6 protein-coding genes and 1 pseudogene are annotated in these 5,389 nt (G+C 48.2%); 1 reads left to right on the forward strand and 6 read right to left on the reverse strand.

All coding sequences use genetic code 11. The features are described 5' to 3' along the window. Positions 1-433: 433 nt before the first annotated feature. From J07HQW2_RS02450 to J07HQW2_RS17325, 4 genes are all read right to left on the reverse strand, one after another. Positions 434-916: a hypothetical protein gene (locus tag J07HQW2_RS02450; RefSeq protein WP_021053684.1), complete on the reverse strand. Its 483-nt coding sequence runs from the start codon at positions 914-916 to the stop codon at positions 434-436. Positions 917-999: 83 nt separating this feature from the next. Next, positions 1,000-1,191, reverse strand: a complete 192-nt coding sequence (locus J07HQW2_RS02455) for a hypothetical protein (RefSeq protein ID WP_048075104.1) — start codon at positions 1,189-1,191, stop codon at positions 1,000-1,002. A 678-nt stretch (positions 1,192-1,869) separates the two neighbouring features. Then, complete coding sequence (locus J07HQW2_RS02460) at positions 1,870-2,058, reverse strand: hypothetical protein (RefSeq protein WP_048075105.1); 189 nt, start codon at positions 2,056-2,058, stop codon at positions 1,870-1,872. Positions 2,059-2,623: 565 nt separating this feature from the next. Then, a complete protein-coding gene (locus J07HQW2_RS17325; protein WP_303703914.1) occupies positions 2,624-2,929 on the reverse strand; it encodes a DUF8136 domain-containing protein in 306 nt (101 codons plus the stop codon). 202 nt (positions 2,930-3,131) lie between these two features. Between J07HQW2_RS17325 and J07HQW2_RS02465 the strand changes: the two genes are divergently transcribed. Further along, entirely contained in the window at positions 3,132-3,356 is a 225-nt protein-coding gene (locus J07HQW2_RS02465; protein WP_021053687.1) for a hypothetical protein, read from the forward strand. A gap of 662 nt (positions 3,357-4,018) precedes the next feature. Here the strand turns inward: J07HQW2_RS02465 and J07HQW2_RS17330 are convergent. Together J07HQW2_RS17330 and J07HQW2_RS02480 are read right to left on the reverse strand one after the other, a co-directional pair. After that, positions 4,019-4,189, reverse strand: coding sequence for a hypothetical protein (locus J07HQW2_RS17330; RefSeq protein WP_021053688.1), 171 nt, complete (start codon positions 4,187-4,189; stop codon positions 4,019-4,021). An 871-nt stretch (positions 4,190-5,060) separates the two neighbouring features. Further along, positions 5,061-5,389, reverse strand: a pseudogene (locus tag J07HQW2_RS02480) (isocitrate lyase/phosphoenolpyruvate mutase family protein); the annotation flags it as partial.

Below are 5,389 nucleotides of genomic sequence, written 5' to 3' on the forward strand. Positions count from 1 at the left end.
CATATAATATTTCAATCTTCTAGATGTGAATATTACGGATCAATATTGTTCATGTCTCTCATTATCGACTATCATAACCCGTATGATAGGCGGGCTTGATTCAGTAGTTAACGAAGTTCTTCCATTCTTATCTAATCATTCCATCTTTGACGATCTATTTATATCCGTTGGATGCCTCATGTACCATCGACATATTTACATATATTATGCAGCTTTATGTATTATTATTCAAATGACATGAATATCTCCCAGTCCCTCACGATTCTGTAAACACGAAGTGAGAGGCTTTGATCATCTGATCCGCTGATTAACGCATCGTCTGGGCGCAGACTATGGATTTTTACTCGTCGACAGGGAGATGAGAGTTGAATAATCCTGATACCGCAGCCAGCGATCGAATTTGATTATACAAAGGAAGTGACCCTCGCGGAGACTAATCATCTGTGGCGGATGGAGTAAGCCCGCCGATCAACTCGTTCACTGTGACAGCGAATAACCCACAAACGAGTGAGAAAATCAGAACGTCTGCAATTTCAATGCCCCCACCTGACATCACTATTATCAAGGGGAGCGCAAACCCACCAATCTCGCCTACCCTATAAATAAAAAACCACTCCATATCAGTCAGTCCCGCCATCTTGAGGAATTGTGCGATGAGACATGCAACAACCAGTATAACTGCGATGCTGACCCATATTGGGAGGGTCGTACCGTTTGGTATTGTCACAAGCAGGAGAACCGCAGTGAAATCGAATCCGAGAAGAAGTTGGTTCTCACGGGAGAGTATGGTGAAATCCAGTATGATCTGACCAGTGACGATGAGCGAATATGCGAGGATGAATATCCCGGTGATTTCCAGAATGGCTTCTGGCTTTGTCCGAAGGGCTTCCGAGGGAGAAAGCGAATTATATATCATACATGATTCTCAGATCAAGATGTCTCCTACAACTCGTGCCGTGTAGTGACTGGGCTCATTATACCAGTATCAAAGAGGAATTTTCACTGGTCAACTGTACTTCCATTTTTGATTTTGGCTTGAAGCGAGCCTTCCACCACGCTGTCACGGCTATTGAGAGTGGTAAAACTAGAGTTTAATAACTCCTGCAAGTCTGATACACGCCCACTACAGAACATCACCCCGGCTGCAACAATAGATTTCTGCCGAATCACACCTGACTGTCCCTGCATCATAAATAAAAATCCTATCCCGACTTTCCGTGCGTGAGATATGACGTGATAATATTGATAATGTTTTCTCATGATTCTAGACATCAGAGCTGAGATTCCATGCGCATCGCCTGGGAGCAGACTATACTAACTACATATAGTAGGTATCAACATCACCACGGCACAGATGGTGAAGTAACTCGGGGACAAGCCCCGACTCCGATTCCGAGGCTTCACCGTTTTGGGTCAGCACTGCACCTGCACCCGCACCCGCAGCGCACTCGCACTTGATATCTGTAGATACCTAGTCTTTTCAGTAGTTTCACGGCCAGAAAATGACAACTACAGTTATATTCCTCTCCATAATAACAATCTATACTGTTGCAACGGAGAGATACCCTGTATATCCTCACGTGGATAATTTCTGTCACCAATTATCAATTAATTGCCCCGTTGCAGCAGTAACAAAACACATTGAGTGATTTCTGAGTCATTCTCGAGATACTCCTGTCAGGAGTACGTGATTGGCACTGGAACAGAGGCATCGTAGTGGCTTGTGTACACATATTGCCTCTATACTTATCCAAGATATTGAAACAGTTATCATACGTCTGTTTCACGGTATTCTGCTTCATGATTGACCACGTGACTCATCACGATGACTGCTGACGCGCTGAGAATCGATAAGGATATATTACGTATTCACTCAATTTCTAATAGCCCTATTTTTGTTTTTGCGGGTTTCATTCGCAGCAAAAAGGGCTTAGTCCGGGGTTTTTTCACTTTTTCCTCGGACTTCATCATTTCTTCAACAGCAACAACAACAGTAACAGCGATTGCTCTAGCCCCACCAACGACGGTTGCTGGGTCAAATAATGTGATCCAAACCACCGGACAACCGCCGGTCAAATCGACATCGATAGATTAAGATTCAGCGGAGGTTGAATCGATCCTTTGCGTCACTCATTGCTCAAGTATGACAAGGATCAATCGCGACTAACTACCGCGAGTCCGTTCATGGAGGCTGTATGAACTCCGCGAATGTGACTAGATTTCATACGAAGACTTACTCTTCACCAGCGACACCCCTGATTTCTTTCTTATTGAGCGTCACGATCTCGGCTTCTATCTCGGAAAACGAGGATTTTCAGCTTCTCGGAGTCACGCAAGGTCAATCACGTATCCAAACAACACAACAATCAAGAGGGAAACGAGCAGGAGTCCGTAGAGTCGAAATAAATACTGTTGCCGGTAGATCGACAGGTGGTTTGACAGCGCCCCCGAGAAAACCGCTAGCGAAACCGAGTTAGTCTCAGTTTCTTCACACAAGATACTGTCCTCTGGCTTCTGGCTTCTTCCCTCTTCCCGATGACCGTTATCTCATCACCGCTGTGAAACGGTGGCTCTCTGTACAGGCGGTCGAGGCGATTGCCCCGGAGCTTGACTCCGGGTGAGTTCACTCCCGTGCCCTGTTGGGGTATGGCTTGTATTTCCGACCTTCTGAGAGGCGTACACGGTTGTTCTCCGCGTCGTGTCTGATACCTTTCTGCTTCCATGTGACTGTCGAACGAGGATGTTCTTTGATCTGCTGTTTCAATCTGATCATTTCCTTGTCAACAAGCATCTTTCGGCGTTCTGCTTGCGCCTGAATAATTACTCGCGAGTACTTGAGTCGGATCCGCTCTGTCTCTGGATCCCTGATCCGACCGCCCCCGAACGATTTGTATCGGGCGTGATCTATGACATCGCTTAATTCGGTCAAAGCAGTGTTTCTGTTCGGCTAAATTTCTGTGTCAACTGTATCGCTCATGGTTTCAACCCCCGATTTTGTACAGTAACAGTCATACTATATGTTGCTTATTTACCGGTGAAAATACCGTAAGGGTCTGACCTGCCTAATCACAAGGCTAGCGCGCCTAATCCAGATGATGGATTTAAGTTATCAACGTACAATAATTATAATAATGTCAAAGGAGACGCCACCTGACGTCGCGAATTTGCAAGGAAAAGAGGATGTTGACTGGTTGGTCGCCCGTCGCAGAAAACTCGGGATCGCCGATCGAGACGTTGACGGAACCGTTGACCGGGACAACTATGATGGGGATACTCCCGACAACGAAACTGAAAGCGATACCGACGACGCGGACGTGGAAGCGGACGACGACACAGACACAGACGCAGACGAATAATGATACCCACTAACTACTACACTCGTAGCTGTGACCACGATTTCAACATACGGATTCGCGCACACGTATACACAGATATCGACATGGTATGCTTAGGATACTGGAACGCGGTGATGACGGCACTCTGACGGAAATTGGACGTACACTGACAGGACGTTTAGCGGCGACTCAGCACTGACAGATAACGTGGGTATACCCGTCTTAGAAGGCTCAACTGAAGAACAGATTATGCAGTCATTAGACGGACCGCACTTACTCGCGGTTAAGCCCGAATCAGACGAGTAAGCAGGCATCAAGCCGCTCTTGGCACTGTCCAATGTCTCCCAGTGTTTGATACCCGAGCACAGAGGCCTGAACAGCTCAACTTCGAGAACATGATTGAGAGTCAAATCGGACTGCAATTAGCTGGGATTGAAAACTCTGAGTTGTCTGGCAGCTTATTAAGATGGAAGTTGTTGTCGCGGATGTAATGTAGTAACTCGATTCTACCGGGAAAGACTATGACAGCCCGTCCTGAGTAGGCAACAAGAATAGACGAGAATCAGGTGGCAGCTTAGCACCTATCTGTTTTTATCCTGCCCCGAGCAAAAGATAGTGTGAGTTGTTGCTCGCAAAGGTAGGCGATCGAGAGGAAAAGATCCGTCGTTACCTCAGCGTGGCGCTCACGAGAGGAGCCCACCACTACCGTTTTGATTTGATTCCTTTTCGAGCTCGGTGAGGACGAACGGTACTTGTTGTTCAAACGTGAGATGGTGGGCGGGAACGTCGGCGCGCTCCTCAACTACCGCCTCCAGCTGTGCTTTCGCCTCCTCACTCACGCTCGGACGTGACATATCCTGATATCACAGGTCGATAGTTATAAAGATGAACGTGGGCGGACACAGCCACGTATTCCCGTCGCGACCGACAGCGGTCGGCGGTGGTCCCTGGGGGAGCGATCCGTATCGGTGTGAACAAACGCAAACACGAAACCACCCGACAGCGCGGTGTTTTGTCTTGTCCGTCCGACACATACATGCGATATTATATGATATTATGTACGCGATGACTGGGGAGAGAGACACCGCTCTCACCGAGTGAACGTGTGAGAGAATACAATCGCCCGATAGCGGTATGAGACACCGCGTTCATTCATTCACTCCGCATACAATATTATATTATATTATATATGAGTTCCCACACTGCGGGGTGCTTTGTTTTGTCGCCGATCCCTACGCTCGGCGAGTAAATGATTACCGACCAGGAATCACACGACAGCGCCACGGTGAGAGCATATGATGATGTATGTACATACATCATATACCGTTACAACAACCAGCGACGAGCGTGTCTCACGCCTCGCGATCGTCGAGGTGTGTTGTGAGTGGTTGCTTATCATATTCCGTATACACCTGGAGGGCTCGCTCTACCGGAATCGGGACAGCGTAGTACGTCGCGTCTGTGTGTGATTGTATCCATGTGCCCTGGGATTGTCCTTGGCGTTGAGGACATACCCGTCGAGGACGGCCTCAGCGGTCCCGACGCGGATCGGAACTCCCAACCGACACATATTCCTCACAATATCCAAGGGACATGTTCTTCAGATCAGCGAACCTCTTGTGAATACGCGACATCACGAGACCGGGGGAGACGTAATCGTCCGGGATCTCCTTGCTCGCTGGATCGGTCGAGGTCCTCAATTAGTCGTCGCCCTCCGAGGCGGTGATTCTGCGTGGCGTCGACGGCTACTTCGAATCGTGACCGTGCTCGCTCGCGAGATACGATCTGCTTGCCAGCGATATGACCACAGTGTTTCGACGATGTCTGGTCTTTAATATTGGACTGCGGCGACTCCTGCTTTCTGGTATTCGCGAGCCGCTCGGCGGATGTCATGGATGCCGCCGTATCCGGTATCACAGTCGGCAATAATCAGTAGATTTGTTACTTTCACAATCTGCTTGGTGTTGTTCACCGTCTCGCTCATCGTCACCATTTCCAAATCGGGGAAATCGAACTGATCAAGAACGGTCGAATAGCCGCTTATGTAGACAGCG

The organism is Haloquadratum walsbyi J07HQW2, from assembly GCF_000415985.1.
In the GTDB taxonomy this organism is placed as follows: domain Archaea; phylum Halobacteriota; class Halobacteria; order Halobacteriales; family Haloferacaceae; genus Haloquadratum; species Haloquadratum walsbyi_B.